The 26,379-nt window shown below is 54.3% G+C and carries 25 protein-coding genes; 9 read left to right on the forward strand and 16 right to left on the reverse strand.

All coding sequences use genetic code 11. From position 1 onward, the window contains the following. Window positions 1-107: 107 nt before the first annotated feature. The 4 genes from AC2FLD_RS19315 to AC2FLD_RS19330 form a co-directional block, all read right to left on the reverse strand. Window positions 108-1,085, reverse strand: coding sequence for a 2-dehydropantoate 2-reductase (locus AC2FLD_RS19315; RefSeq protein ID WP_496672728.1), 978 nt, complete (start codon window positions 1,083-1,085; stop codon window positions 108-110). Window positions 1,086-1,089: 4 nt separating this feature from the next. After that, window positions 1,090-2,625, reverse strand: coding sequence for an acyl--CoA ligase (locus AC2FLD_RS19320; protein ID WP_496672725.1), 1,536 nt, complete (start codon window positions 2,623-2,625; stop codon window positions 1,090-1,092). Window positions 2,626-2,682: 57 nt separating this feature from the next. Then, window positions 2,683-3,366: a fumarylacetoacetate hydrolase family protein gene (locus tag AC2FLD_RS19325; protein ID WP_496672722.1), complete on the reverse strand. Its 684-nt coding sequence runs from the start codon at window positions 3,364-3,366 to the stop codon at window positions 2,683-2,685. A gap of 187 nt (window positions 3,367-3,553) precedes the next feature. Next, entirely contained in the window at window positions 3,554-4,234 is a 681-nt protein-coding gene (locus AC2FLD_RS19330; protein WP_050605393.1) for a FadR/GntR family transcriptional regulator, read from the reverse strand. Window positions 4,235-4,373: 139 nt separating this feature from the next. Between AC2FLD_RS19330 and AC2FLD_RS19335 the strand changes: the two genes are divergently transcribed. The 5 genes from AC2FLD_RS19335 (at window position 4,374) to AC2FLD_RS19355 (ending at window position 9,120) form a co-directional block, all read left to right on the forward strand. Then, entirely contained in the window at window positions 4,374-5,294 is a 921-nt protein-coding gene (locus AC2FLD_RS19335; RefSeq protein ID WP_496672719.1) for a fumarylacetoacetate hydrolase family protein, read from the forward strand. Between the two features lie 125 nt (window positions 5,295-5,419). Then, window positions 5,420-6,379, forward strand: coding sequence for an ABC transporter substrate-binding protein (locus tag AC2FLD_RS19340; protein ID WP_234416594.1), 960 nt, complete (start codon window positions 5,420-5,422; stop codon window positions 6,377-6,379). Beyond that, entirely contained in the window at window positions 6,376-7,185 is an 810-nt protein-coding gene (locus AC2FLD_RS19345) for an ABC transporter ATP-binding protein (RefSeq protein WP_496672716.1), read from the forward strand. Before AC2FLD_RS19340 ends, AC2FLD_RS19345 begins: the two co-directional genes overlap by 4 nt. Beyond that, complete coding sequence (locus tag AC2FLD_RS19350) at window positions 7,182-8,054, forward strand: ABC transporter permease (protein ID WP_050605397.1); 873 nt, start codon at window positions 7,182-7,184, stop codon at window positions 8,052-8,054. Before AC2FLD_RS19345 ends, AC2FLD_RS19350 begins: the two co-directional genes overlap by 4 nt. Continuing rightward, the gene (locus AC2FLD_RS19355) at window positions 8,044-9,120 is read left to right on the forward strand and encodes an Ldh family oxidoreductase (RefSeq protein WP_496672714.1); all 1,077 of its coding nucleotides are present in this window, start codon (window positions 8,044-8,046) and stop codon (window positions 9,118-9,120) included. Before AC2FLD_RS19350 ends, AC2FLD_RS19355 begins: the two co-directional genes overlap by 11 nt. A gap of 42 nt (window positions 9,121-9,162) precedes the next feature. Here AC2FLD_RS19355 and AC2FLD_RS19360 read toward each other — a convergent pair whose 3' ends face one another. After that, window positions 9,163-9,840, reverse strand: a complete 678-nt coding sequence (locus AC2FLD_RS19360) for a GntR family transcriptional regulator (RefSeq protein WP_496672711.1) — start codon at window positions 9,838-9,840, stop codon at window positions 9,163-9,165. A 9-nt stretch (window positions 9,841-9,849) separates the two neighbouring features. Then, window positions 9,850-12,669, reverse strand: coding sequence for an FAD-binding and (Fe-S)-binding domain-containing protein (locus AC2FLD_RS19365; RefSeq protein WP_496672709.1), 2,820 nt, complete (start codon window positions 12,667-12,669; stop codon window positions 9,850-9,852). 192 nt (window positions 12,670-12,861) lie between these two features. Here AC2FLD_RS19365 and AC2FLD_RS19370 point away from each other — a divergent pair, with 192 nt between their 5' ends. Then, window positions 12,862-14,025, forward strand: coding sequence for a pyridoxal-phosphate-dependent aminotransferase family protein (locus tag AC2FLD_RS19370; RefSeq protein ID WP_496672707.1), 1,164 nt, complete (start codon window positions 12,862-12,864; stop codon window positions 14,023-14,025). Window positions 14,026-14,120: 95 nt separating this feature from the next. Further along, window positions 14,121-15,008 carry a YghX family hydrolase gene (yghX, locus tag AC2FLD_RS19375; RefSeq protein WP_496672705.1) on the forward strand — a complete coding sequence of 296 codons (888 nt, stop codon included), beginning with the start codon at window positions 14,121-14,123 and terminating at the stop codon, window positions 15,006-15,008. Window positions 15,009-15,472: 464 nt separating this feature from the next. Here the strand turns inward: yghX and AC2FLD_RS19380 are convergent, their stop codons facing one another. After that, window positions 15,473-16,414 carry a LysR family transcriptional regulator gene (locus AC2FLD_RS19380; RefSeq protein WP_496672703.1) on the reverse strand — a complete coding sequence of 314 codons (942 nt, stop codon included), beginning with the start codon at window positions 16,412-16,414 and terminating at the stop codon, window positions 15,473-15,475. Between the two features lie 100 nt (window positions 16,415-16,514). On the opposite strand from AC2FLD_RS19380, the gene AC2FLD_RS19385 reads away from it, so the two are divergent. Together AC2FLD_RS19385 and AC2FLD_RS19390 are read left to right on the forward strand one after the other, a co-directional pair. Then, a complete protein-coding gene (locus tag AC2FLD_RS19385) occupies window positions 16,515-16,739 on the forward strand; it encodes a DUF1127 domain-containing protein (protein WP_496672701.1) in 225 nt (74 codons plus the stop codon). After that, on the forward strand, window positions 16,729-16,956 hold the full coding sequence (locus AC2FLD_RS19390) for a DUF1127 domain-containing protein (protein WP_496672699.1): 228 nt from the start codon (window positions 16,729-16,731) through the stop codon (window positions 16,954-16,956). The genes AC2FLD_RS19385 and AC2FLD_RS19390 overlap by 11 nt, the downstream gene beginning before the upstream one ends. Before the next feature lie 304 nt (window positions 16,957-17,260). Here AC2FLD_RS19390 and AC2FLD_RS19395 read toward each other — a convergent pair whose 3' ends face one another. The 9 genes from AC2FLD_RS19395 to AC2FLD_RS19435 all read right to left on the reverse strand — a co-directional run bounded on the left by AC2FLD_RS19395 (window position 17,261) and on the right by AC2FLD_RS19435 (window position 26,347). Further along, window positions 17,261-19,057 carry an IlvD/Edd family dehydratase gene (locus AC2FLD_RS19395; RefSeq protein ID WP_496672697.1) on the reverse strand — a complete coding sequence of 599 codons (1,797 nt, stop codon included), beginning with the start codon at window positions 19,055-19,057 and terminating at the stop codon, window positions 17,261-17,263. Window positions 19,058-19,221: 164 nt separating this feature from the next. Beyond that, complete coding sequence (locus tag AC2FLD_RS19400; protein ID WP_496672694.1) at window positions 19,222-19,989, reverse strand: HpcH/HpaI aldolase family protein; 768 nt, start codon at window positions 19,987-19,989, stop codon at window positions 19,222-19,224. A 49-nt stretch (window positions 19,990-20,038) separates the two neighbouring features. Then, window positions 20,039-20,839: an NAD-dependent epimerase/dehydratase family protein gene (locus AC2FLD_RS19405; protein WP_050605405.1), complete on the reverse strand. Its 801-nt coding sequence runs from the start codon at window positions 20,837-20,839 to the stop codon at window positions 20,039-20,041. A 30-nt stretch (window positions 20,840-20,869) separates the two neighbouring features. Continuing rightward, on the reverse strand, window positions 20,870-21,739 hold the full coding sequence (locus tag AC2FLD_RS19410; RefSeq protein WP_050605406.1) for an amidohydrolase family protein: 870 nt from the start codon (window positions 21,737-21,739) through the stop codon (window positions 20,870-20,872). Next, a complete protein-coding gene (locus tag AC2FLD_RS19415; RefSeq protein ID WP_496672692.1) occupies window positions 21,736-22,875 on the reverse strand; it encodes a mandelate racemase/muconate lactonizing enzyme family protein in 1,140 nt (379 codons plus the stop codon). Before AC2FLD_RS19415 ends, AC2FLD_RS19410 begins: the two co-directional genes overlap by 4 nt. Further along, window positions 22,872-23,525 (reverse strand): bifunctional 4-hydroxy-2-oxoglutarate aldolase/2-dehydro-3-deoxy-phosphogluconate aldolase, encoded by a 654-nt coding sequence (gene eda, locus AC2FLD_RS19420; protein ID WP_496672689.1) that lies wholly within the window; start codon window positions 23,523-23,525, stop codon window positions 22,872-22,874. The genes AC2FLD_RS19415 and eda overlap by 4 nt, the downstream gene beginning before the upstream one ends. A gap of 322 nt (window positions 23,526-23,847) precedes the next feature. After that, complete coding sequence (locus tag AC2FLD_RS19425; RefSeq protein ID WP_496672686.1) at window positions 23,848-24,591, reverse strand: ribonuclease activity regulator RraA; 744 nt, start codon at window positions 24,589-24,591, stop codon at window positions 23,848-23,850. A gap of 16 nt (window positions 24,592-24,607) precedes the next feature. Beyond that, a complete protein-coding gene (locus tag AC2FLD_RS19430; RefSeq protein ID WP_496672684.1) occupies window positions 24,608-25,531 on the reverse strand; it encodes a sugar kinase in 924 nt (307 codons plus the stop codon). 72 nt (window positions 25,532-25,603) lie between these two features. Further along, on the reverse strand, window positions 25,604-26,347 hold the full coding sequence (locus AC2FLD_RS19435; protein WP_496672681.1) for an SDR family NAD(P)-dependent oxidoreductase: 744 nt from the start codon (window positions 26,345-26,347) through the stop codon (window positions 25,604-25,606). Between the last annotated feature and the right edge of the window lie 32 nt (window positions 26,348-26,379).

The raw sequence follows: 26,379 nt of genomic DNA on the forward strand, positions 1-26,379 counted from the left end.
TGTCATCGAAGGTGCAGGAAAACTCCCAAAGACGCTGTATGACACGTTCGAACCAGCCTCAGTTGTCCACCTCAAGCAATGCTCTCGTTGCAAGGCCCACAAAGACTTTAATAAAGACCTGCGACCTTTGCCCTCAGTTTGATCAGTGATGCTACGGTGTCGATTATGGGCGTTGAGATTCCTGTAAGTTTCCCCAGTTCTTGCACCGAAGTGACCAAGGCATCAATTTCCATCGGTCGGCGCAACTCCAAATCCTGCCACATTGAGGTTTTGTGCGCACCGACAGCCGCTCCGCCGTCGAGGCGTTTTTCAACATCTATCGGGAACTTAACCCCAAGTTTTTCACCTACTTCCTGAGCCTCGAGCATCATTCCGCGTGCCACGGAGCGTGTGCCTTCGTCGGCACACAAGACATCAAGTGTTGAGTGGGTAAGAGCTGAAATCGGGTTGAACGACAAGTTACCCCACAGTTTCAGCCAAATTTCATCCCGGATTCTTGGTCTGACGGGCGCACGCAGTCCCGCGGCAGATAGCGCAGCCGAAAGCTCGGCAGCGCGGTCTGATTTAGAACCATCGGGCTCGCCCAACGAAAAACGATTGCCTTCGATATGCTTGATTGATCCTGGAGCAATGACCTCGGCGGCTGGATAGACGACACATGCGAGGACACGATCTGGTCCAAAACCGTCCCACTGAACGTCACCCGGATCGACTGACGCCAACCTCGTTCCCTCGTAAGGGCCGCCCAGTTTGTGGAAATACCACCAGGGCACCCCGTTCACTCCACTTACTATGGTTGTTTCGTCTGCAATCAACGGCTGCATTGAGTCTACGACTGCTGGAACGGAATGCGCTTTCAGTGTGATGAAGACGTAGTCTTGTGGCCCGAGATCGGAAGCATTGTCTGAGGCACGTATTGGGACGTTTATTGGATTTTCCCCATTCTCAAGAAGAGTCAGCCCTTTTTCTTGCATTGCAGCCAGATGGGGGCCTCGCGCGACGACACTAACGTCCACGTCGGTCTGCGCGAGCTTCGCGGCAATGTAACCTCCGATAGCTCCGGCACCAAAGATACAGATTTTCATGTGTCTATGCCTCCGCCAGCCCCAGTTTTGCGGCCAGCCCTATTCTTTGTATTTTGCCTGTCGCACCCTTCGGTATCTTTTCGAGTATAACTACTGAACTCGGCACTTTAAATTTAGCGAGCCGAGAACCGACAAAATCCCTAATTTCCTGACTTGCGATTGAGGCACCTTCGGCGAGCACGACCGCCGCAGAGATATCTTCGCCCAATTTTTCGTGGGGCACAGCGAAACAAACTGCCTGTGCAACGTCCGGATGGCTTAATAGAATGGCATCAACTTCGAGCGGACTGATTTTCTCTCCGCCGCGATTGATAAGCTCCTTAAGACGACCGGTCAGTCGCAGGTAGTTCTCTTCGTCGAACGACCCTTGGTCACCAGTGCGAAACCAAGTTTTCCCGCCCACTTCAAAGAAATTTTCGGCATTTGCCTGCGGGTTGCTTTCGTAACCCAGCGTCACGTTCGGACCACTGATAACGATTTCTCCGACGTCCCTCGAAGAGATCAGAACATTTTCGTTCTCGTCTGCAATTCTGACTTCGGGACCTGCTGCTATTCCAACAGATCCGGGTTTTTGAGTTTGGGGAGTAAGCGGGTTGCAACACATTTGATGTGTCGCCTCAGTCATGCCGTAGGCTTCGATGACGGGCGCATTAAATGTTGCCACCAACTCTTCCATTACCGGGCCCGGCAACGAAGCAGAAGAAGATCGAAGAAAGCGCAATCGCGATTGCTCAATGATCGATTGGTTTCGTGCAGCTCGGGCGAGAATAGCTTGATGCATTGTCGGAACTGCGGTGTACCAGGTCGGGTCGACTTCAGCGACTTGAGAGAAAAAGCTGAGCGCGTTGAACCCTGGGGCGCAGCTAATTTGAGATCCAGCACCTAAAGACGCGGCAACAGCCGCAATCAACCCGTGGATATGAAACAGCGGCATAACGCTCAGACAGCGATCGTCGATGGTCAGTTTCAAAGACAAAGCCACATTTCGCGCGGATGCGTAGATATTGGCCTGCGTCAGAGGGACGATTTTGGGACGCGACGTAGTTCCTGACGTGTGCAGTATCAGGGCGACATCATCTTCACCCGGCGCGGATGTGTCAGCCGTGCCAATTGGGTCACAGGACAAAATAGAAAACTGACCGGCCGAATGTAAGCTGTCGTGAGAGGCCCTCAAGATTGCGATGCCAAGGTCCCCAGCAGCTATTACGGCAGGTCCATCGTCGTTTTCGTTTACAAGAAGGGCCTTGGCCTTCAGGTCTTTGAGGTAGAAAACGTATTCTTCGTAAGTGTATGCCGGGTTCAAAGGTGCCGTCGTCGCCACTTGGGCAACGGATATGAAGGCCGTCGCCATTTCGGGGCCATTGGGCAACACAATTGCCACTCGGTCGCCGCGACCTACTCCGATCTGATGGAGATCTTTTTTGACCTTTGCGCAAAGCTCACGCAGCCCGAGGTAGTTCAACCAAGATCGACCAGGGGCACCGATAGCGTTTGCAGTGCCAGAATGGGGTGCGATCAATTCGGCGACTAAGTGGGGCATCCGGGATCCGTTTACAAAAGCATTGGCCTATTTCGCAGAGAGGGTTCGGTGTGGTTGCTATGTAACCTTGACAGTTAGGCTACCCAATTTGTCGACCGTCAAAACCATCACATCACCTGGGTTGACGGGGCCAACGCCAGAAGGAGTTCCAGAAAGGATAACGTCTCCGGCAGCAAGTTTGAAGTAATCGCTCAGGTATGAGATCATCTCAGGAACTTTCCAGATCATCTGGTTCAAATCGCCTTCCTGCCTAATTTCCCCGTTCACCGTTAGGCGAATTGCGCCGTCGTCGAGTGCTCCAACTTCTTCTGCTTTGTGCACCGGTCCGCATGGAGCTGAGCGCTCAAATGCCTTCCCGATTTCCCAAGGGCGACCCATTTTCTTCATTTCGCCCTGTAGATCTCGACGGGTCATGTCGAGTGAAAGCCCGTAGCCGTAGACATGATCCAGAGCATCTTCCACAGAAATTTTTGTGCCGCCGGATTTGAGCGCCACATACATTTCAGCTTCATGATGTACGTCTGAGCTGTGAGCAGGATATGGAAATTCTCCGGATGGATCGAGATTGTCAGGATTCTTTTGAAAGAAAAATGGGGGCTCACGATTTGGGTCGTGGCCCATTTCTATAGCGTGCGCCGCGTAGTTTCGACCAATGCAATAAACCCGACGTACCGGAAACCGGCCACCGCCTTCTACCGGTATTTCGTGAACCTTCGCCGCGGGAATTACATGATCGTGCATCGCTTTCCTCCTGAACGTTTCGCTGCCAAAGATCGGTTTGCCAATCTGTGGCCTTGTTCCGATCGATGCGGTACCACGCCCGAAAGGACGTAGCTGTTGCCTCAGTCATCGCCAATGTGACCGTCTATTTGCAAGAGGTTCAGCGGCGGCTTAACCCAACCATTTCCAAAATTGGTCGGGCGCTGGTTTAGTGATCGGCCTCAAGACTAGCTGGCAAAACACGGGAGTAAACGGACCTCAGATGAGCCAACATGGCCTGCGCCGCCTCTTCTCCGTCCCCACTCGATATCGCCGACAGGATCAAGTCATGCTCTCGAAAGCTGGAATAATCATCGGGGGGTTTATAGGTTTTACGAGGTTGCCCCCACACAATGGACCTTCGAACGGAATTCAGGGTCTCGAAGAAATACAGGAAAAGCTGGTTACGCGTTGCCCGGGCTATCGCATGATGCAAATTGTTGTCCCACGCTTCATAAGTGCGCCAGTCCTCTGCGGCTCGGCACCTCTCAACGCATAGTCTCATTTGCTCGCGGTCCGAACGCGTAGAATGAAGCGCGGCAAGGCGGCTAAGCTGCGGCTCGATCGTAAATCGCACTCCCACAACCTGTTCTGGCTTGATCTGGTCACCCAGATAGGTCACGTCCGTCAGATTGAGAACCGGTCGGGCACCGACGAAAGTGCCCCGACCCACATGCCGCCAGATAAGCCCCTGCGCCTCAAGTTCAGCCAATACGCGCCTCAGCTGATTTCTGGTTGTGCCCAGCCGTTGGCACAGTTCCCTTTCAGGCGGAAGCCTATCGTTGTGCCGGTACCCAGCATTGTCGATCAGGTCCCGGACACGTTGCGAAAGTTCTGTAGGCTCACTCACGTTGCCACCCAATTTGCTGATTGGTTGATTGATTGAAACGCCAAGTCGGCAAAAACTCAAGGGTAAGTGACAACCAAATCTGAGTCGCCTGCCAAGATCGGTGACCTAAGTTGGCGCCAGCATATAGTAGGAGAGCCAAGTGCGTTTAGCGACTGTTTCAGTAGATAGCCACGCCGTTTGCGTCGCATTGCTTCCCAATGGAAGCAGGTTGGATGTTTCGCGTGCGATTAAGATGCTCATGCCGGATACGGCTCTTGATGTAAGCACGATGCAGTTGATTGTCGAAGGCGGTCAGACCGCGCTGGAAGCGTTGAGTGCCGTTGTTGCCGCGGGTGAGGCAGGCGAACTCAAGGACCTGCTCGTCCCCGAAGACGCGCCTCTTCTGTCGCCCATTCCCACGCCGCGTAAGAACGTTTTCTGCGTGGGGCGAAACTACGCTGAGCACATCGCAGAAGGCGAACGGGCGCAAAAAGAGAAAATCGGCATCACCGAGCATCCGGTTTTCTTTACCAAGCCGCCGACCTCGGTCGTTGCGCCAGACGCTGACATCCTGCTCTTTCCCTCGGTGTCGCAGTCCATTGACTACGAAGTCGAGTTGGCAGTCGTGATAGGGAAGCGCGGGCGTAACATCACCAAGGCAGATGCGTTTAATCATGTCTTTGGGTATTCTATTCTGAACGACATTACCGCCCGAGACATACAGCGCCGCCATGGCGGCCAGTACTTCAAAGGCAAAGGGTTGGATGGATCTTGCCCAATTGGTCCCTGCATCGTGACCGCCGATGCCATCAGCGATCCGCAAGCTCTGTCGATCGGACTGACAGTTAACGGTGACCAACGCCAAAACGGGATGACGTCGGACATGATATTCGACATTCCAACGTTGATCGCATCCTTGTCAGAAGGCCTGACACTGGAACCGGGAGACATCATAGCGACAGGTACGCCATCAGGCGTCGGATACGCAATGGAACCGCCGCAGTTTTTGAAAAACGGGGACGTCGTAGTTTGCGAGGTTTCCGAAATCGGCACGCTAAGGAACACAGTGCGCGCCGTATAATGGCTCCTACGCAGCAATCGCTGTGAGGCGTCAACATTCAAGGGAGGAAGACTACAATGATGAACAGAAGGACTTTCACAGCGTCCCTGCTTACTGCTGTTCCGGTAGCAGGAGCACTAGGAACAATGGGTTTTGCGCAAGACTTGCGTGAAATCACCTTCGTGCAACCCAGCCCTTCGGCAATCAACTCATTTCCTGTGTTTGTCGCCATTGGAGAAGGGTACTTCGCAGATGAAGGATTGAACGTGACCGTCGAGGCTATCAACGGCTCAGGCGCCGTGCTTCAGGCATTGTCTGCTGGGCAAGCGCATTTCGGTCGCCCTGGACCCGGGCCTCTGATTGCAGCGCGGTCGCGCGATGTGGATGCCGTACATATCTACAACGTTGCGGCACGCAGCAACTTCGGTATCGCGGTGCCGGAAGACTCTGAAGTCCAAAGCGTTGAGGAACTGCGCGGAAAGGTCATCGGGACCGGCACCGCAGACGGTGCCGAAGTGGGTTTTGCACGCAACGTCTTGACCGGTGCAGGTATGAAGGAAGGTGAGGATTTCACATTTCTTACCGTTGGCGACGGCGGCCCGGCGACAGCAGCTTTCCTGAACGGTGAAATCGACGCGTATTCTGCTTCGACGGCAGATACAGCAATCCTGAACCAGCGCGGAATGAAGGTGCGCGACATCACGCCTGCGGAATTTGGGCGTTTCTTCGGAAACGGTATCGCCACAATGGCTGACACAATCGCCAACGACCGCGAGTTGGTCGAGGCCTGGAGCCGCGCGTTCGCACGTGGCCATGCCTTTGCTCTCGATGATGCCAACCGTGAAGCTGTGCTGAAGCATCTGGCGGACGGCAATCCGCAGGAAGGCGAAGACAAGGAATTCCAGGCAGCGCTGTTCGATGCCGTACGTTCGAAAACCATAGCAGCGGATCCAAGCAATGGTCTGGGATGGTACCCCGCCGAGGTTTGGCAAGAGTGGCAAGACGCGCTTGTCGCAGGGGGCGAAATTCCGGGACCGCTTGATGACTTGAGCGCCGCCTGGACCAATGAATTTGCCGCCATTGGCAACGAGGCCGCCAGCAAATGAACGCTGCAGCCGCACAAAAGTTTTCCGGCGCGCCCTTGGGCACGCCGGTCTACGAATTGACCCATTTAAGCAAGACCTATGCACGCAACCTTGTTGTTGCGCTTGAGGATATTAATCTGACGCTACGGAAAGGAAGTTTCACTTCTGTCATTGGGTCCAGCGGGTGCGGGAAGTCAACTCTGCTCAAGATCATGGCGGGTCTGATCCCTCCCACCAAAGGGCGTGTGATCCTACAGGGCATGCCAGTAACCGGACCCCGTCGAGACATTGGCATGATGTTCCAACAGGCGACACTATTTCCCTGGAAAACAGCAGTGGAAAACATCGTGTTGCCAATCGAGATCCGCGACGGCAAGGCAGCCGCGAAGCAAGCAATGGGCAAGGCTCACGAACTTTTGGACATCGTGGGTTTGAAGGGATTCGAAAACGTATACCCGAACGAATTGTCGGGCGGCATGGCGCAGCGCGCCTCAATCTGCCGTATGCTGATCACAGAACCAGCCGTGCTTTTGTTGGACGAACCATTCAGCGCGCTGGACGAGCTGTCACGCGACATGATGAATATGGAACTGCAGCGGATTTGCCATGAACAGGATGCGACTGCTTTTCTTGTTACGCACTCTATTCAGGAAGCCGTGATTTTGTCCGACGAAATCGTCGTGCTAAAACCACGCCCGGGCAGGATTGCCGAAATTGTCAAGGTCGACCTGCCACGCCCGCGCACGTTGGATATGATGACCACGCCCAAGTTTGGCGCTATTGTAGACTACATTCGCGGCCTCCTGGATAAGGGAGAAGAAATGTGAGCGACGTTCATAACTACTCACCTGCCCTAAAAGACGCCGACACCGCAGAAGACACGGTATGGGAACAAAAAGTTCACTTTATAGACTCGGTCCCACGCTGGCTGGCGATGACCTTTGTCTTCGTGGTTTTCGTCGGCACTTGGCAAATTGTGACGAGCCTTAGGCTGGTTTCCCCGATCATTCTGCCTACACCGTTGGAAACCCTGAAAGATATGATCTTCGTGGGTCAAAATCTATTGACTGGCGGCTACATGCTTGGGGCGCTGTGGATCACAATCAAAGAAGTTATCTATGGTTTTGCACTGGCAATCGCGATCGGTTTTTCGCTGGGCGTGTTAGTGGGGGAAACGGCGTTTGGTGAAAAGGCAGTGATGCCTTACCTGGTGGCGATAGATACCATGCCAAAGGTGGCATTTGCCCCACTCTTTGTAGCGTGGTTGGGTTTTGGCATTGAATCAAAGGTCGCGCTTGCTGCCTTTATCGCGACATTTCCAATCGTTGTTGGTACTGCGGCCGGGCTTCACGCTGCCGACGAAAACGCGCGTATGCTTTTCAAGACGATGGGTGCAAGTCGGATGCAGACATTGATCAAGATGAAATTGCCAACTGGCCTACCGCAGGTTTTCACTGGCCTCAAGATCGGAGCGGTCGGCGTAATGGCTGGCGCAATCACAGGAGAATTCCTGGGTGGTGGCAAGGGATTTGGCGAACTTATCCGGGTTGCGGCCTCGCAGCTCAACACGCCGCGCGTCTTCTCGTTGATCCTGTATCTCAGCCTTGTTGGTCTGGTCGTATTTGCGTCGGTGGTTTGGACACAGCGTAAATTGGTGTTCTGGCACAAAGAACAAGTAGGAAGAGATGACTTCTGAACCTGTGAAAATAGACTGCCACACCCTGCGTGAATTTGTGGCGGCCGCACTCGAAACTCGAGGTGTGCCAAAATCAGATGCGGACAAGGTGGCCTCGACGATGGTTGAAGCCGACATTTATGGCTACGGCACGCACGGAGTCTTTCGCCTGCGACAGTACCTAACCCGGCTGGCGGGAGGCGGCTCTAATCCTACGCCAAAAGTCACAGTAATACATGAGACTGTTGCAACCGCTTTGATCGACGGAGATGACGGCCTCGGCCATCTGGCTATGTCGGCGGCCCGGGATCTTGCAATTGAAAAGGCAAAAGCGGTCGGTATCGGATGGGTCGGTGTTCGGCGCGGCAATCATGCGGGACCACTGGCACTTTATGTACGTCCACAAGCTGAGGCTGGTTTGCTTGGTATGGCCGCAGCAGTGGGGAGCGCAAACCATGTCCCGCCTTATGGCGGAAGCGATTTGCTTCTTGGCACCAATCCCATTGCTTTTTCCGCCCCTGCCGATGGTCCCGACCCGTTTGTGTTTGATATGGCGACGACTGTTGCTGCGATGGGTAAGATCAAAACCCTGTTGCAGCAAGGCAAGCCTATGCCCGAGGGCTGGATGGTTGGGCGCGATGGAAACCCATTGACGGACCCCGCCCTCAAGTCAGAAGGATTTCTTTTGCCGATCGGCGGTCCGAAAGGGTTCGGTCTTTCCGTAGCTATCGGATTGATGGCCGGGGTGTTAAACGGCGCGGCCTTCGGCTCTGATGTGGTTAACTTCACCTCAGACACGACATCGTCCACAAACACAGGGCAATTTGTAATGGCGCTTGATCCGGCAGCTTTTGGATTGGACAAAGACTTTGCTTCTAACGCAGCTCGCGTGTTTTCTGAAATGCGCGCATCTCCCCCCCTGCCCGGTCATGATCCCGTGCGCCTGCCGGGCGACGGCAAAACGGCCGCTGCTGAGGCTCGCCGCAAAGACGGTGTTGGGCTAAACCCGGCCCTATGTCGGGACCTCAACAAACTTGCCTTGGACTGTGGGCTTACGCCCCCGTTTCTTGGTCTGAAGACTGACTAGCGGCGTATCCGAGGGAAACTGATAGGCGCCTTCGACCAGACGTTAACTAAGCAACTCTTCCTCAGCCTCCAGCGCTTTTACAAGGGCCGAAAGCTTGTTCATCATGTGATGCTTCATGGACTTTCCAAGCCCATCTGCATCTCGGGCCCTGAGCAACTTCATCATGGCTTCATGTTCGTCAATGGCCTGCGCCCAGCGCTCGTCCGACAAGTTGGCCATAAAGCGTGCGCGGCGGACCCGTGCGGCCAACAGCTTGTGGTGGCTTTCAAGGATATCGTTTCGCGCGCCACGTATCAGTGCCTGATGAATGTCCTGATTGGCCTTAAAATATGCGTGGCGATCACTCGATTTATAGGCTTTCAGCATATCGACGTGGCTACGTTCGATTAGTTCGATTTCAGCAGAATCCATGTGCTGACATGCCAACTCTCCCGCCAGTTGCTCAAGCGTTGCAAGCACTGGAAACGTTTTCTCCAATTCCTCTCGCGTGACACTTGCGACGCGGGCTCCCCGGTTGGCCTGAAGTACCACAAAGCCTTCTGATGCAAGCACCTTTAGGGCTTCTCGCAATGGTGTCCGTGAGACCCCCAACGAGTCGCAAAGCTGTTTCTCGGGCACTTTTTCACCCGGCTTTAGAACATCTTCGACAACCAGGTTACGCAGCCTTTCGACCAGTTCTTCATGAAGGGTCGGGCGATTAATGCTGTCCGTCAGGTTCATTTCCATTTCCTAAACATCAAGAACCATATCCAAGAGGCGCGCGACGTGCATAGCTTGGCGTTGCGTACCTTCGGCGATTTGGTGGCGGCAAGATGTTCCGTCTGCCACGATAACTGCGTCTATAGGCGCCGCTTCCAACGCCGGGAACAAGTCGAGTTGTGCCATCTTTATCGAAACATCGATAGTGTCAGGCGCATATCCAAACGCCCCGGCCATGCCGCAACAACCGCTTTCAATCATGTGAACTTGTGCCCCCGGAATACGCTTCAAAAGGTCAAGCATCGGTGTGACAGCATCGTGAGCTTTCTGGTGGCAATGCCCATGCACATAAATCGGGCGATCGAACGGCTTCAAGGGCAAGTCCGGCTGGTTGGCCAGGAATTCTTCGAAGGTATGCGTGGCGTCAGACAACGACTCTGCTTCCGACCCCGGGCAAAGACCTGTAAATTCATCCCGGAAAGTGAGGATAGAGGACGGTTCGAGTCCGACTACCGGCACACCTTTTGCAACCGCCTCTTGCGTCGCGTCAATCACACGCTGTGCCTCGTGACGCGCTTCGTCGACGCAGCCCATAGCTAACAGAGTACGTCCGCAATCCAAGTCCCGGTCAGATCGCTTGTCTCGCGCCACGGCCACCCGAAGTCCTGTTGCCCGCAGAACCCGGACAGCAGCGCGTAGATTTTCCGGCTCGAAATACCGGTTGAACACATCGGCAAACAGCAACACCTGCGGATCATTGTCCTGAGCCTCGGCATCACGGAACGGAGCAGAAGACCACACTGGCGGATCACGTCGCGCTGAAATACCAGTCGGTCCCTCCAATAGTTTACGCGAGGGTCCAATTTTGTTTCGTAAATTCATAAGCCACGCGACTTTCGCGGCTATTGGCGCATATCGGGGCAGGTAAGCTATCAATTTGTCTGCCAACGTCAGCCCATCTTTTTTTCGTTTCGCTGACAATGCTTCGATTTTCATTCGCGCCATGTCGACGCCAGTCGGACATTCCCGAGCGCAAGCTTTGCAGGATACGCAGTACTTCATTGTGTCCAACATGGCATCTGACGACAAACCGCCCGGCATCTGCCCGCTGATCGCAAACCGCAGCGTATTTGCCCGTCCACGCGTAACATCACGCTCGTTTCGGGTCGCTCGGAAAGATGGGCACATAACGCCGCCCTTTAGCTTGCGGCATGCACCATTATTGTTGCACATCTCGACGGCACCCTGAAACCCTCCTCCGGAACCCGGCCAAGCGGACCAGTCCAGCGTCGTTTCAAATTCAGGAACCGAATAATCCTGGCCGTAGCGGAACAGTCGGCGGTCATCCATGGCGGGCGCGTTCACGATCTTGCCGGGATTCATTACCCCGTTAGGATCAAACCGTTTCTTAATCTGTTCAAACGCAGAAACGATACGCTGACCGAACATCTTTTCATGAAATTCTGATCGTACGATCCCGTCACCATGTTCACCTGAATGAGATCCTTTATACTTTTTGACCAGATCAAATGTTTCTTCGGCGATCGCCCTCATTGTCCGGACGTCTTTGTCTTGCCGCATGTTCAGCACAGGGCGCACGTGCAGACACCCCACCGAGGCATGCGCGTACCATGTTCCCTTTGTGCCATGCCGGGCAAATATTTCGGTTAGGCCAGCGGTGTAATCGGCGAGGTCGGGCAAAGGGACGGCGCAATCTTCGACAAAAGAGATCGGTTTGCCTGCCTCTTTCATCGACATCATGACATTCAACCCGGATTTTCGGTACTCGGCGATAGCATTCTGCAAAGAGTTGTCCGTAACAGAGACAACGCCGCCCCACCGGTTTTCCGCACCGCTGAAAGCAAACCCGAGAGCTCCCATCAGTTGCGAAAGTTCGACCAGTTTTGCGGCATTTGCCTCGGCGCTACCCTCGGCGAATTCCACCAGCAGCAGGGCTTCGGGATTGCCTTCAACAAATGCATTAATCGTTTCGCGAAACAATGGGATTTCACGCCCCAACGCAATCATGGTGTCGTCGACCAACTCTACCGCCTGGGGGTTGAGTGTCACGATGTGCTGGGTGGCCTCCATTGCAGCACGGAATGTCGGGAAATGGCACACACCAGTAACTTTCGCGCCCGGCAACTGTGCCAGGCTTAATTCCAGTTCTGTGAAATAGGCCAATGTGCCTTCAGTCCCCACCAATAAATGGGACATGTTGATGTCGTTACCTACAAGGGCGTCGATATTGTACCCGCCCACACGGCGCAGGACTTTGGGAAAACGAGCGTCAATTTCAGCAGCCTCGCGACGCCCAAGAGCGCGCATATCACCAACAAGATCCGCATAGTCGCCTGATGCGACCGTATCAGCGCTGAACCGCGCTTCCATGCCGTCAACCAGGATTGCGTTTATCGCACGGACGTTGTCTCGCATGATCCCGTATCGCAGAGACTTTCCGCCTGAAGAATTGTTTGCGGCCATCCCCCCAAGAGTGCAACGAGACGCTGTAGAGGGATCCACGGGAAACCACAGGCCATGCTTCTTCAAAGCTTCGTTCAATTTATCCAGAACAACACCGGGCTGAACGCGCGCAATTCGCTTCTCAACGTCTACGTCTAGAATACGATTCAAGTGTTTTGTGTTGTCCAGCACAACGCCCTGATTGACCGTTTGCCCGCATTGCGACGTGCCGCCGCCGCGAGGCAGAACCGAACTTCCTTCGTCCCGCGCAATGGACATCACGGCTTGGACATCTTCTGTGGACCGAGGGATCACCACAGCGTCCGGTATCATCTGATAGATTGAGGCATCGGTCGAGTATCGAGCAAGCGATGCCGGATCTGTCATCACTTCCCCCCGCACATCAGACAACAGTCGGCGGTACAACGATCCATTCTCTACCATCAGGTTCGCCTTCCCTTCCCTGTAAGCCCCAGTTAAACGCTTCACTTCACCGTTGACTGAATAATGAATTTATAATTAACTTTTGCAATAGGTAATAGCGCCACTCTTTTGGCACCAGCGTAAGGATCAGTTCAAATGCGTCAGGCGGGTAGACACTTTTTGCAGATTCCAGGGCCAAGCGCTGTGCCAGATCGCATACTGAGAGCCATAAGCACGCAGACCATTGATCATCGAGGACCCAATTTTGCAGAAGTCGGGAATAAAGCCCTCAATGGCATGAAAACGATTTTCAAGACACAACAGAACGTCTTTATCTATCCTTCATCCGGCACCGGTGCATGGGAAGCCGCACTTGTGAACACGGTTTCGCCGGGCGAAAAAGTTCTGATGTTCGAAACAGGGCATTTCGCTTTCATGTGGTGCAACTTGGCTGGAAAACTAGGGTTGCAGCCAGAGCTGATTGAAGGAGATTGGCGTGGCGGCGCTGACCCCAATCAGATTGAAGACCATCTACGTGCGGATGAGCAGCACGACATCAAGGCGGTGTGCGTCGTCCACAACGAAACGTCTACCGGGTCAGTCTCACCAATTGAGGAAGTGCGCAGGGCCATAGACGCAGCGAAACACCCTGCGCTTCTAATCGTGGACTCCATCTCCGGCCTTGCGTCGATTGATTTTCGGTTCGATGACTGGGGGGTCGATGTGTGTGTCTCCGGCTCGCAAAAAGGACTGATGTTACCGCCTGGTCTGAGTTTCAACGCCGTGAGTGATCGGGCGCTAAAACACTCAAAATCCGTGACCACGCCGCGAAGTTACTGGGATTGGCAGGATATGGTCGGGCCAAATCAGAAGGGGTTCTTTCCCTACACCCCGGGCACCAATCTTCTCTATGGATTAAATGAGGCCATAGACATGTTGCACGAAGAGGGGTTGAACAATGTTTTTGCCCGTCACGCCAAACACGGAGCCGCGACACGGGCTGCCGTGCGCGCCTGGGGTCTTGAGGTTTTGTGCACACATCAAGGTCAGGAATCGGGCGTCTTGACTGCGGTTAAGGTCCCAGAAGGTCACTCCGCCGATGCGTTTCGTGCTACGGCACTTGAGCACTATGACATCTCACTAGGAAATGGTCTGTCCAAGGTAGCCGACAAGGTATTCCGCATTGGTCATTTGGGCGACTTCAACGACCTAATGTTGATGGCCACCCTTTCTGGCGTAGAAATGGGGCTAACCAAGAGCGGTATGCCACATAACGAAGGCGGCGCTCAGGCTGCCTTGGAACATCTCAAGGCTGAATAGCACTGGACAGAGTTTCTAAAAACACAGCCAAACCAAGACTCATAGATCGGACAATAACCAACCTTTTTGACTGCCTATTCATAAGGAGACTTACAATGACTCGCATGACGGCAAGGGACTTTGACCAGGAACTTCTGGACCTGTACGACTTTTACGCGCACGGCAAAATCACCAAGCGCCAGTTCCTGGACCGCGCTGGCAAGTTCGCGGTTGGTGGTTTATCAGCGGTCGCGCTGCTGAACATGCTTAGCCCGAATTATGCTTTGGCCGAGCAGGTATCCTTCAACGATCCCGATATCCATGCAGACTACATCACCTATCCCTCACCAAATGGAACAGGTGATGTCCGGGGCTACCTCGTCCGGCCGGCTGGAGTGGAAGAGCCCCTACCCGCGGTGTTGGTAATCCACGAAAACAGAGGCTTGAATCCTTACGTTGAGGATGTGACCCGCAGATTGGCGAAAGCCGGGTTTATGGCTTTGGCCCCCGACGGCCTGACGTCAGTAGGCGGATACCCTGGCAACGACGCCGATGGGCGCGAGCTGCAAAAGACCGTCGATCGGGTCGAGCTGATGAATGATTTCTTCAATGGCTTTGAATACCTATTGAGCCGGGAAGACTGTACTGGAAAAGTCGGCGCTGTGGGCTTCTGCTATGGCGGTGGTGTGGTCAGCGCAATTGCCGTGGCCTATCCCGAACTGGCCGCTGGTGTCCCGTTCTATGGTCGCCAGCCAGCAGCCGAAGATGTAGCCAAAATTCAGGCGCCGTTACTGATACAGATGGGGGGGCTTGATGAGCGCATCAACGCAGGTTGGCCTGATTTTGAGGCTGCCCTGCAATCCAACGACAAGGTTTACGAGGCTTATATCTACGAAAATGCCAACCACGGTTTTCACAACGACAGCACGCCACGCTATGATGAGGAAATGGCAAACCTGGCCTGGGACCGCACAATTGAATGGTTCAACACCTATCTAAGGTAATTGGTGTAAGCTACGAAGTCAGCCGTGCGTTGATATCGCTTCGTGGCAATCCACGATTCATCTTGGCCAAGCCCTCAAAGGCTCTAGAAACTTGACTTTCGCAGTCAGCGTTTCCGCGACAAGGTCTTGGCCTTCAATCCTAACCATTGGATGTTTATTAGAGTCGAAACGATTGGAAAGTATTGTCGAAGCGGTTTTAGGTGAAGCGATCCATCGTTAGGTGTTCGGCTCATCTGCGGGTTAAACGCACTATCACTTTAATGCCGCTGATAGCGGCCATTGATCATGTGTTCGGAAAAAAGCTCCTCTTAGATAGAAGTAACCAATTCTGCATTCACCAACCGCTACCAGATTTTTGATCGATGTGCCCCGTCAGTTCTCTTCAAACTTCGGCTGGGCTTTTAACCACTCACAGCGGATGGGATCGGATTAACTTGGATAATTGCGATCGTTTCTATACGTAGTTAACCGTTCATTTGGTTCTCTTCGAAATCCCGAAACCGCCGCGCGAGATAATCCACAAACGCGCGGGTTTTTGGTGCCAGATTCCGCCTTTCGGCAAACATTACGACAATATCTGTGCTGGGTGGTGCATACTCCGGCATGACGTGGACAAGTTCGCCGGAGCTAAATTTACTGTTTGCCATATAGCAGGGCAACCGTGCGATCCCGATACCAGCCAGAGCGGCTCGAAAGACGACATCGGTGCTGTTCCCCTCAAAGCTGCCTGATGCTTCAAATTTCTCGCCTGCGTTCGGTTCGATGCTGTTCCATGCGTTCCGTTGGCTTCTCCCAGCGACTCTCAAGCAATTGTGCTCAGCCAATTCGGCAAAATTCGACGGTGTTCCAGAACGCTCAAGGTATTCAGGTGAGGCACATAGCACCCTTCGACTCTGCATAATGCGCCTGATGACCATATCTGGATTCTTGCGTTGTTCCGCAAAGCAGATCGCCGCATCGAACCCTTCATTCCGAAGATCAATTTCTCGGTCGGTCAGATCCAAAGACATTTGAACCTCAGGGTTCTCTTTCATGAACTCTGGCAGAGCAGGAATCAGTTGGGACTTACCGAATGCAACAGTGGATGCGATCCTGAGTTCTCCGCGTGGGACACCGTCAAAGCTGTGGATCATCGCTTTGGCTTCATTGAACTTGTCAGCCATCGCTTTGCATTTTTCATAGAAATCTTGGCCTTCTCGCGTCGGAGAGACACCCGTTCTGGTGCGATTAAGAAGGCGGTAGTGCACCTGATCTTCAAGTAATCCGATCTGCTTACTTACTGCCGATGGGGTCTGCCCCATTGATCTTGCAGCCGCAGAGATGCTGCCCTGCTCGACAACCGTCGCAAAGATTAGCATTTGCGCAGAAATGTCCATGTCGTGACCTTTGCTGTTCCAATATGGCATGGGGCCTTTGCCAAATTGTCGAATTGTGAGCGCTACCAAATACCCTTATCTCTGCATTGCAGCATAAGTACTGCATTGCAGCAACGGACGAGGCAATATCATGGCAATTTCTCGATCAAACAACGGTCTGGACGTCGTTTTCGAAGCTGGCCGCACGTTCTTTCATCAAAAGCTGGACACGATGCGAAAGGCACAGGCCAAACGCAGGGTTTATCGCGCAACGTATTATGAGCTCTCGGCGCTATCTGACCGTGACTTAATTGATCTGGGCATTCCGCGCAGTAGCATCAAAAGACTTGCTATGGAGGCTGCGCATGGCTGCTAATACCCAAACGGCTGGTACAGATCGTGGTCAGGCCATTACCGCATCAATCGCCTTCCTGGCTTGGATCGGAGCTACGGCAAATGCTGGCCTAAAGACTTTTCAAATGGCCCGGATGCTCTCCACACTTTCGAATATGAACGACCATCAGCTCGCTCAGATCGGAATTTCGCGATCCGATATCCCGGAATATGCCGCAAAATTGATGGCTGACGAATAGAGAAGTAGACCCTCAGGTCAGAAGCTCACACGAAATTTGCTGGTCCTCGCTCCTCCCAGAGTAAGCCAGCAAAAGCGGCGGCGAAAAAGCCAACAGGGAGCGCCAACGCAAAGGGCCAGCATTTTCACCTCCTCCCGAAAATGCTGGCCCAAACCACCCTGCCAAGCAGGAGCCGCGAAAAATGAGAGGTAGGAGAGACATCATAATAGTCGTGATTACCGTCACCATCGAGATGAAGATGTGAAGCTGGAATGCGTATGTGACGCCGCGAACGATCCCGCTGCGTGCCCACATTTTGTTGAATTCAGTGGTTGTCTCGAGGCAGTGACTTGCGCGCGATGTCGCGATAGGCGTCAGCATTGCGTAGGTTCATGCCCTTGTCAAAGGGTTGCACCAGATCACGGAAATACTGTTGCCAAGGAGATTGGCTTTCGGGCACGGGATATCCACCGTTTTGGATTAACTGGTCCTTGCGCCGCTCAAGTTCCGCGTCGGAAATCAGAATGTTGACTGTGCAGGTGTTAAGATCAACGCGGATCCGATCCCCTGTTTGCAGAACTGCTAGGCCACCATTGTCGGCAGCCTCTGGTGCAGCGTTCAGGATTGATGGCGAGCCAGAAGTGCCAGATTGGCGCCCATCACCTATGCAGGGTAATTCCTGAACGCCTTGCTTCAAGAGATAGGATGGCGCACGCATATTCACGACTTCTGCTCCGCCGGGATACCCTTTGGGGCCGGTTCCGCGCATAACGAGAATGCAACCGGTGTCGATATCCTGAGAAGGGTCATCAATGCGCTTGTGAAAATCTTCGGGTCCATCAAAAACAACTGCACGACCCTCAAACGCGTTGGGATCATCGGGATTGGAAAGATAGGCTTTTGCAAATTCTGACCCGATGACACTGGTTTTCATCAACGCGCTGTCAAATAGATTGCCCTTTAAGTTGATGAACCCTGCCTTGTCTTTCAGCGGGGCATCAACAGATTTAATGACGTTGGAATTTGTGCTGTGCCGGCGCGTGCAGTTGTTGGCTATGCTGTGCCCGTTGACAGTTTTGGCCTCTGCATGAGGTAGGCGACCAGCTGCAATCAGCTCTGCGATCACGGCAGGAACACCGCCAGCGCGGTGGTAATCTTCGCCGAGATACTCGCCTGCGGGCTGTAGATTGACCAAAAGTGGCACATTGTGCCCCAAAGCCTGCCAGTCATCGTTGTCAAGCGGCACACCTAGATGGCGCGCAATGGCATTTAGGTGAATAGGCGCATTGGTGGATCCGCCAATGGCGGAGTTAACCACGATAGCATTCTCAAAAGCCGCGCGCGTCATGATGTCAGACGGGCGCAGATCCTCCCACACCATTTTAATGATGCGTTGTCCGGTCTCATAGCTGATCTGACCGCGTTCGCGGTATGGCGCCGGAATGGCCGCCGCGCCTGGTAGCTGCATGCCGAGTGCTTCGGCCAAGCTGTTCATGGTGGTGGCGGTTCCCATGGTGTTGCAGTACCCCACTGAGGGAGCAGATGCGGCGGCGGCATCCATGAATTCATCAGCGGAGATTTCCCCGGCAGCAAGGCGTTCGCGAGCTTTCCAAATAACAGTGCCAGACCCTGCACGCTTCCCTTCGTGCCAACCATTGAGCATCGGCCCCACAGACAGAGCGATGGCTGGAATGTTGACCGTTGAAGCTGCCATCAGAAGGGCCGGTGTGGTCTTGTCACAGCCAATCATCAACACCACGCCGTCAATCGGGTAGCCGTACAGCGATTCAACCAAACTCAGGTATGCCAGATTACGGTCGAGCATGGCGGTGGGTCGTTTGCCAGTTTCCTGAATGGGATGGACCGGCACTTCGATGGCTGTGCCTCCTGCTGCGATGATTCCGTCCCGTACCCGTTTGGCGAGCTCCAGATGGTGGCGGTTGCAGGGGCTTAGGTCGCTGCCCGTCTGTGCAATTGCGATGATAGGTTTACCGGATTGCAGTTCTTCGCGCGTGAGCCCGTAGTTGAGATAACGTTCCAAATAGAGCGCGGTCATTTCCGGATCACTCGGATTGGCGAACCATTGACGTGATCTGAGGTTCTCGGGCTTCATACGTGACATGCGTGCCTCCTAAGTCTTGGTCGTGTGTTGGTTAGATCTTTCGACCTTTGAACATACCAAACAGCGCGAAAAGCGGGTCCTCATATTTGAGCAGCGTACAGTAGCGGAAACTTGTCTGGCTTCACGTTTTTGAAACGCGCTTCCCAAAATTCACCGCCAACAGACTATGACAGTCCACCACGCACCAGGGCCAAAGCGTCTTTCGCGGCAGCTGCCATCAAACGGGCATCCGACGCGATTGTGACGAACTGGAACCCCATTTCGATGCGTTTCAAAGCGTATTCCGGTGTTCCGTTATGGCAGCCAGCGAACTTCCCATACTCTTTTGCCTTGGCGGCTATTAGTTCAATGGCCTCGGCCACGGGGGGCTCGACCTCATCGAATGCCGGGCGGCAACCTAAAGCCAGGGAAAGATCGGAAGGTCCGATGTACACGGCGTCGAGCCCTGGAACCGACAGTATGTCTTCAAGGTTGTCGAGACCTTGCAGAGTCTCGATCATCGCGAAGACGACGATCGTGTCATTGGCATGCTGTGGGTAGTCTGAACCTCCGTACAAGAGGCCTCGGGTCGGCCCAAGACTCCTTGTTCCGTTGGGCGGGTAGTGTGTCCACGCCACAAGGTTCTCAGCATCTTCACGGCTATTGATCATTGGGCAAATAACACCGTAAGCGCCGGCATCGAGCACCTTCATCAAAATACCGGGCTCGAGCCACGGCACGCGCGTAACTGGGACGGTATCGGTTGTCGAAATCGCAGTGAACATCTCGACCGCCTTCTGGTAGTCGATTACGCCATGTTGGATATCAACAGTAAGCGTGTCCCATCCCTGATGCGCCATGGTTTCCGCCGAGAAACCGCTTGGGATCGCCAGCCATCCATTGACTACAGGCCGTCCGGCGGCCCAATGCTCTCTAATTTTGTTTGAGCGCATCAGTTTACCTTTTCAGAATGTCCACTCATATGGGTTGATCGGATTGGAGCTATTCTTCGAGAATGCCCTGACCACAGAATTCTCCGCCCTGATAAACTGCGGAAACTTCGTCGTTCGCAGGTGGGGTGCATTCGGCATCGATACGGGCGCGAAACATCTCGGAGTTGTCTTTTGGCTTCCACCCCAGAAAGCTTGTTTCACGATTGTCCCACCAGGATGCGTCGTTGTTCGAAGCACCGTAGATAATCGGACACCCCAGGCGCGGAATAGTGAAAACACTCTCGATAAGAGATATCAGATCATCGTAACTCAACCAGGTTGCAAGCATGCGATGGTTTTTTGGTTCCGGAAAGGATGAACCGATGCGGACCAATGCTGTCTCGATCCCAAACTTCTCAAAATAGAGCCGTGCGAGAGCTTCTCCGAAGACTTTTGACACGCCATACAGACCATCCGGCCTTACCTGTGCATTGGCATCAAGCCGCGTTGTCTGTTCGTGAAAGCCAATCGCGTGATTTGAACTGGCAAAGAATATCCTCGGCGTAACCGACGATTTTCGGGCCGCTTCATAGAGATTGAATACACCGTCGATATTGGATTGTTTTATAGTTTCCCAAGGTGCTTCGATCGATTGCCCCCCCATGTGAACAATCCCATCGCACCCTTCAACCATGGCCTCAACCGCATCTTTTTCGCCCAAGTCACAATACATAATCTCTTCATTTTCACCGGCAGGGCCCACATCTTCCCTCGCACCAAGGCGAATGGTTGCGGCAAGGCCGTGCAAGCGAGACCGGCAAACCGACCCTAGGTTGCCGTCCGCGCCCGTTATCAAAAGTTTGTTTAACATTTTGTATTTCTCACTTTTTGCAGGCGGCGATCACGTCGCTTCAGATTGGAAACCGTAGAGTTCTTCGGCGTTTTCTACGAGAGCGAGGTGACGCGCGCGGTCGTCTGGAAACCAGTTCAGAACCGTGTCGAGCAACGCCGCGTCGTTAGGGTAGTCCGAGGTTTTTGTCGCCGAATTGTGAGGAAAATTCGTTCCCCACACAATGCGCTCGGGGGCATGGGCTGCCATGATCCTCGAAACGTTAGCTACGTCTGAATAATGCGGTTCGCCTTCGATGGAGGACTCATAACAACCAGCAAACTTGAACCAGCATCGGCCACCGTCGACAAGGCGTTTGAGCATTGCTACTTCATCGCCATCTGGCGCGACGCCCCTCAAAAATTTGCCATGGTGGTCAAGCACCCATTTGGATCGCAGTTTTGAGAGCCTATCAACATGGTCCGAAATGTCTGAGCCATCGAACTGAATTGCAATCATCCAGCCCGCAGCAAAAGCACGGGCGTCAACCTCTTCGAGCTGACTGAGCCCAACGGCTCCCCCTGGCAGATCCACGATACGCGTCCCAACGACCCCTCCATCCTTGAGCATTTCAAGTTCTGCGTCAGAGGTTTCACCGTCAATGGCGGCCACGCCACGTGCCACGTCCCTGGTTTCTTTGAGCGCCGCCAGCAAATTCGCATGGTTGGCGTGATGTGCATTTCCTTGTGTGATGACAAACCTGTCAATGCCAAGCCAGCCCATGACTTGTCTGTACTCTGATAACCCAGGCTGGCCCTCTGGCAGATCAGGACCTCCTGGCAGTGCTGGAAACCCGGAAAGATAGACGTGAAGGTGTGTATCAATGGCGCCTGCAGGCAGCTTGGTCTCAGGGGCACGGCCAGAGAAGCTGCGCTCGATCATTCGGGTTCTCCCATGGCGAACTCTGCCAATGCATCACGATTGATCTCGATACCCAGACCCGGTTTGTTCGGAATTGCGATCACACCGTTTTTTTGTTCGATCGGGTGAGTGATGATCGCCTGCCTGAATGGGTTATGCGTCCGATCAAACTCGAAAATCGGTTCGATTGGATCCCGCCGTGGTGGGTCTGGTAGCAGGGCCGAAACAAACTGAAGGCTCGCAGCGATTTGCACTGCTGTTCCCCAAACATGCGGAACAACACGTACGCCATGAAGAGCTGCCATATCAACGACCCGGCGCATCTCCGAAAAACCGCCAGTGCCACACAAGTCTGGCTGGGCGATATCGATACATCCTGTTTCCAGGGGCTCGCGGAACGCAAACCTGCCATGCCAAGTCTCGCCACCAGCAACCGGAATAGGCTGACCGGCGCGTACGCGACGGTACGCGTCAAGTTGTTCCGGAATGACTGGTTCCTCGAACCAATCGATATCGAACTCTACCGCACGGTTGCCCAGAGTGATCGCTTCTTGAATCGAGTACCCGTGATTAGCGTCAATCATCAGACGAGTATGCGTGCCAATCGCTTCACGCACCGCCTTGATGACTGCAAGATCTTCTTCCACCCCAAAGCCAATCTTGATTTTGACTGCGTCGAACCCTGCAGCGACATGGGCTGCGCATTCCTCGGCATTGTCCGAAATGCGATCGACCCCGTCGCGCCGGAATGACCCGGTCGCATATGCCTTTACTGTGTCCCGAACACGTCCCCCGAGAAGCACCGAAACCGGAACACCAAAGTGGCGACCTTTGATATCCCACAAAGCGACATCAATTCCTGAAAGTGCGGTCATTGTGAGACCGCGCTGCCCTTGGTCTCGTAGGAGATTATACAGGCCTTGCCAGAGAACTTCCGTATCCAGCGGATTGCGGCCAATCAAATAGGGCGCATAGGCCTTTACGATCGCCGCGTTTGGCTGCGCTGGCCCCAAGCACTCTCCCCAACCCGTCGTACCGTCATCACAGACAATCTCGACCAAAACATGTTGGCGCCGCGTGAAACGAGTTGCTGCGCTCTCGAAGGCGGTCTCAAGCTTGTAGTCAAGAAGATGTGTATGAACCTCGGAAATCTTCATTTACACACCTCCAACTGGGCCGCGTCCCGAGCCAGAGTTTCGATACCCGCCCAATCGCCCGCGGCGATAAGATCTTTGGGCGCCACCCAACTGCCTCCAGCGCAAACCACGTTCTGCTGCGCCAGATACGAGCCTGCATTGGCCGCGCTGACCCCGCCCGTAGGACAGAAGGAAATCTGCGGCAATGGCCCGCCAATAGCCTTGAGTGCCGATACCCCGCCCGAGGCCTCGGCTGGAAAGAACTTGAGCATGTCATAGCCGCGCGCCAAAAGACGCATCGCCTCAGACGCAGTCGCGGCGCCGGGCAGGAGCGGCAAATCTTCAGCTTCACAAGCGGCAAGCAGTTCATCGGTGGCACCCGGAGAGACACCGAAGGTAGCGCCCGCCTCTTTGGCGGCCCGAACATCTTCGGGTGTTATCAGTGTGCCAGCCCCCACATGTCCACCCGGGACGCCGCTCATGACCCGAATGACCTCGAGAGCGGCAGGGGTGCGCAACGTGACCTCCAGCGAGGGCAAACCGCCTGCGATAAGCGCCTCGGCCAACGGTCGGGCTGTTGCGACATCATCAACCACCAAAACCGGCACAATTGGCGCGAGTGCACAGATTTCTCGGGCCCGTAAACTCGCGGCCTTTGGAGAAATAGTCATCTGGACAAATTATCCTTTTGGTGGGTGCATGGTGTAACCGATCCGATTGTGAAGCGGAACGAGTAGTACAGCGCGTTTTCTAAGCCAGACGGGACAGTTAAAATTTTGGCGGCGGTCGCCGAGTTGTCAAGTAAGCCGGATTCCATAGCGTTAAATGCTCCCAAAGCTGTCATGCGCGGCGGTTTGATTTGTCTGTCGATCCGTTTCTGCCCTAGTTCCCTGCTGTTCTTTAAACTAAAGGCGATGGTCCTCTGAGTGAGTGAGCCCTGAAGGGAAATGAGTTCGTCCCAGTATTGGACAATACATGGCATCGATTCAGACATCAGTCAGAGAGCCGTGCACGCCAGACTTCAAATCGTTCAAGAACGTCTGGGTCGGTTGCAGGATAGAGTCCGATCACGGGGGTGTTTTTTCGCACCTCTTCCAGAACGAAGCGTTCGAACAGCTCCATTGGTCCTGCCTCGATCGCAATGTCATCGGCGAGGTGACGTGGGATAATCATGACACCATCGCTGTCACCCAGAACGATGTCGCCGGGATAGACCGCTACGCCGCCACACCCGATTGGCAAACCGATATCAACCGCATGATGTTTCGTAAGGTTGGTTGGGGCAGACGGTTTTGCAGCAAAGACCGGCATCTCAAGTGCTGCGGCACCGTCGGCGTCGCGAATGCCACCATCCGTGACAACGCCTGCTGCTCCGCGCATTTCCAGTCGCGTCAAAAGGATCGAACCTGCCGAGGCCGCCGAGGCATCCTGCCGACAATCCATGACCAATACCGCGCGTTCAGGACATGTTTCCACGGCCACGCGCTGCGGGTGATCTGGCTCACGAAACGCCTCGATCGGGTCGGTGTCAGGCCGTGCAGGAATGTATCGCAGTGTAAAAGCCGGGCCCACTAGGGTGGGCTTGCCCTTGCCCAAAGGAGCAACACCTTGAACATAGGCGTTTTGATAACCGCGTTTGTAAAGCAGCGTGGCCACAGTCGCTGTGCTGACCTTTGACAAGCGATCTAGCGTATCCGGATGCAGTTTGATCGTTTCGGCAGGCTGAGGGTTCGGCATGGGCTGGATCCTTCTGCTAAGGCTGTGGGCAACTGTCGAGCAGGCTTTGGTTGATAGGAACAAGTGCACCTTTGCCTTGCACAACATGCCCTGCCAGTTTGCAGGCCAGCGCTATGCTGTCAGGTAAGGGTGTATCCGTTGCCAACCCCGCCAGAATGCCAGCGTTGAAACTGTCGCCTGCAGCAGTCGTATCCACAACCGAGGCCAGAGGCGGAACATGGACAGAGCCCTCTGCGCCGCGGGTACGATAAAGGACCGTTTCTGCGCCATTCTTGACAACGATCGTTTCCGCACCCGCCCTTGCATAGCGCTGCAAAGTGGCCGCGGGGTTCATGTCGCTGAACCAACGTGCCTCGTCCTCGAACGATGGCAAGGCGATATCGCTAACGGCGGCCGCCTGCATGATGTTCTCGGTCATCTCAGAGGGGCTGTCCCAAAGATGCGGGCGCAGATTGGGGTCGAAGGCAATCCGTTTTCCGGCGCACCGCGCTGACCGAGCAACGTCGAGCAAGGCGGCGCGCCCTTCAGGGTTCAAGATTGCCAGAGTGATACCCGAGAAATAGATGAGATCTGATTGCGTCATGGCGTGGGCAAGTGCTTGCTTGTCTTGCGCCAACAGGCGTGCGGCGGACTGACCGCGCCAATAGGTAAAACTACGTTCCCCGTTGTCCAGCGTGATAAGATACAACCCCACAGAACGGTTTGGCACGATCCGTACCTGCTGGGTGTCCACCCCACTTTCGCGCATGGCCCCCAGCATCCGGGACGAGATGGCATCATCTCCGACGGCGGTAAAATAGGACAAGGGTGTTTCGGGTGTGAGTTGGGCCAGATACCAAGCTGTATTGAACGTGTCTCCGGCGAACCCCATTTGATACGTGCTTGGCGCGTCTGTTGGGGCCATTTCGGCCATGCATTCACCTATCGCGAGAATTCGCATATTCCGGTTTCCAGTACTTCGAAGTTAGACAAACGGTAGCGTTCGACAATTAGGTATCCTGTTCTGCAGTGGTCACGAGAACAGCATCCCACCATTGATATCGACATTGGTCCCGGTCAGATAAGCCGAGTCCTCGCTTGCTAGAAACGCCACGAGGTTCGCAACATCCTGAGACTGGCCTTGCCGCTTGAGCGGCGCAGCAGCTTCTAGCCCGCGACGGCCTGCATCGGGAGTATGGATGTTATGGAAATCCGTGTCGATCATGCCTGGGCAGATTGCATTGACACGGATATCGGGACCCAGTTCTTTTGCAAGACTACGGGTGAGCGTCATGACCCCGCCTTTTGACGTTGCATAAGCCGACGCACCCGGGCCACCACCGTCGCGACCCGCCTGACTGGCGATGTTTACAATGGCCCCGGATTTCATATGCAGCAGTGCCGCTTTGACCATAAGAAACGTGCTGGTCAGGTTTAGATCCATGACAGCCTGCCAATGTTCAAGCGACATCTCGGTGATTTTCTTGCGCGCGATCAAACCTCCGGCATTGTTCACCAGAATGTCCAGGCTGCCAAAGGTATCGACCGTCTTGGCGACCAACGCATCGACCTCTTCGGGTTTGTTCAGGTCGCCTTGCATTGCAAACGCCTGTCCACCGATCTTTTTGATCTCGGCTACGGTTTCCTCGGCGCCGACACTACTGGCGAAGTAGTTCACCGCGACATTCACCCCTCCGGAGGCGAGTTTGACAGCGCAGGCGCGCCCGATATCGCGGCCGCCGCCCGTGACAATTGCGGTCTTTCCCTGAAGTCTCATGGTTGTTCTTTCCCGTTCAATTGGTGCTGCCG

This window comes from Ruegeria sp. CDSA021, assembly GCF_059612325.1.